Below are 2,121 nucleotides of genomic sequence, written 5' to 3'. Positions count from 1 at the left end.
GTCGGGGAGCAGGGGTGAGGGTGATGCGGGGGTCCCAGGAGGCCGGAGGGGAGCGGGCGGTGCCCGGCGGCGGCGAGGCGCCGATCCGGGTGCTGCTGGCGGACGACCAGGCCATGGTGCGGACCGGGTTCCGGTACATGCTGGCGGCCGAGGACGGCGTCGAGGTGGTGGGCGAGGCCGGTGACGGTCTGGAGGCGGTCCGGCTGGCGCGGGAGCTGCGCCCGGACGTGGTGCTCATGGACATCCGGATGCCGGGGGTGGACGGCCTGGAGGCCACCCGGCGGCTGGCAGGTCCGGGGGTGGCCGACCCGCTCCGGGTGGTCGTGGTGACCACGTTCGACCTGGACGAGTACGTGCACGCGGCGATCACCGGAGGGGCGGTCGGATTCCTGCTCAAGGACGCCGGACCGGCCCTGCTGGTGGAGGCGGTGCGGGCCGCCGCCAGGGGCGACGCCCTGGTATCCCCGAGGGTCACCGTGCGGCTGCTGCGGCACTTCGCGGCGGCGCCCCGGTCCGCGCCGGGGGACGGCGGGCTGACCGTGCGGGAGCTGGACATCGTGCGCGCGGTGGCGCGGGGGCTGACCAACACCGAGGTGGCCGGGGAGCTGTTCGTCACCGTGAGCACGGTCAAGACGCACCTGGCGAGCGTGCAGGCCAAGCTGGGGGCGCGCAACCGCGTGGAGGTGGCGGCCTGGGCCTACCGCAACGGGCACGCGGAGTAGGCGGAGCCTCCCCGGGGCGGCGCCGGTGCGCCGCGCGGTGGCGCGCGGGCGGGACCGGGAACCGTCCGGCGGCGGAACGCGTCCCCCGGCCGCCGTGCCGCTCCCGGCAGGAGCGGCACGCCCTCCAGCCGCTCGCGGGCGGCGGTTGTCCACAGCCTCCCGCCGCCTCTACCGCCGCCGGGCCCGATGCGGTTTCCTGGGATACGGGGGGTCCCCGAGGGGATCCGGCTTCCGGTTGCCCTCTACCAGTTGGCGGGGGCGTAGTCCTTCAGGAAGCACCCGTGCAGGTCCTCTCCCAGCTCGCCCCGCACGATGGGGTCGTACACGCGCGCGGCCCCGTCCTCCAGGTCCAGCGGCGCGTGGAACCCGGCCTCGGCCAGCCGCTCCTTCTCCGGGTGCGGGCGCTCGTCCGTGATCCACCCGGTGTCCACGCTGGTCATCAGGATTCCGTCGGACTCCAGCATCTCCTGGGCGCTGGTGCGGGTGAGCATGTTGAGCGCGGCCTTGGCCATGTTGGTGTGGGGGTGCCCCGGCCCCTTGTAGCCGCGGCCGAACACCCCCTCCATCGCCGACACGTTGACGATGTAGGTGCGGCGCGCCGGGGACGCGGCCAGGGCCGGGCGCAACCGGTCCACCAGCAGGAACGGCGCGCTCACGTTGCACAGCTGCACCTCCAGCATCTCGACGGGGTCGACCTCGCCGATCCGCCGCGTCCAGCTGTTCACCGGGGCCAGGTCGGGCACCAGCCCTCCGGCGTCGATCGCCGTCCCGGTGCGCACCCTCTCCATCGACGCGGAGCCCGTGGTCAGCGCCAGGGAGGTGAGCATGGCCGGAGTGAGCGCGTGGGTCGCCGGGGCGTCCCGCCCAGGGTCGGCGCGGTCCTCCAGGGCGCGCGGGCGCACGCCGCCCAGCACCAGCGGCTCGGGGAGGCCCTCGCCCGTGAGCGGTTCGGCCTCGGCCTCGACCAGCGGCCCGTAGGAGCCGGGCGAACGGCGCACCGTCTGGGCCGCGTTGTTGATGAGGATGTCCAGCGGCCCCTGTTCGGCCACCGCGTCGGCCAGCCGCAGCACCTGGGCGGGGTCGCGCAGGTCGACGCCCACCACCCGCAGCCGGTGCAGCCACTCGCCGCTGTCGGGCATCGCGGCGAACCGGCGCACCGCGTCGTTGGGAAAGCGTGTGGTGACGGTCGTGTGCGCGCCGTCCCTGAGCAGCCGGAGTGCGATGTACATGCCGATCTTGGCCCGGCCGCCGGTGAGCAGGGCCCGGCGCCCGGTCAGGTCGGTGCGGGCGTTGCGGCGCTCCCTGTTGAACGCGGCGCACGCGGGGCACAGCTGGTGGTAGAAGGAGTCGACCTCCCGGTACCTCTCCTTGCAGATGTAGCAGGGCCGGGGCCTGCTCA

At 74.9% G+C, this 2,121-nt stretch carries 2 protein-coding genes; one reads left to right on the top strand and one right to left on the bottom strand.

All coding sequences use genetic code 11. The features are described 5' to 3' along the window. Positions 1-23 precede the first annotated feature (23 nt). A complete protein-coding gene (locus tag DQW06_RS26180) occupies positions 24-722 on the top strand; it encodes a response regulator transcription factor (protein WP_013155862.1) in 699 nt (232 codons plus the stop codon). A gap of 242 nt (positions 723-964) precedes the next feature. Here DQW06_RS26180 and DQW06_RS26175 read toward each other — a convergent pair. Beyond that, positions 965-2,121: SDR family NAD(P)-dependent oxidoreductase (locus DQW06_RS26175; protein WP_157983615.1), on the bottom strand; the 1,157-nt coding region annotated here is incomplete at its 5' end.

The sequence above is a fragment of the Nocardiopsis sp. TNDT3 genome, assembly GCF_003427465.1.
GTDB lineage: Bacteria > Actinomycetota > Actinomycetes > Streptosporangiales > Streptosporangiaceae > Nocardiopsis > Nocardiopsis dassonvillei.
Note: the sequence above shows the minus strand (reverse complement) of the source record. Positions and strands in the feature narration are given on the sequence as shown.

Coding starts and splice junctions, on each gene's coding strand:
- DQW06_RS26180 (WP_013155862.1), top strand. CDS start 24: ATGCGGGGGTCCCAGGAGGCCGGAGGGGAGCGGGCGGTGCCCGGCGGC.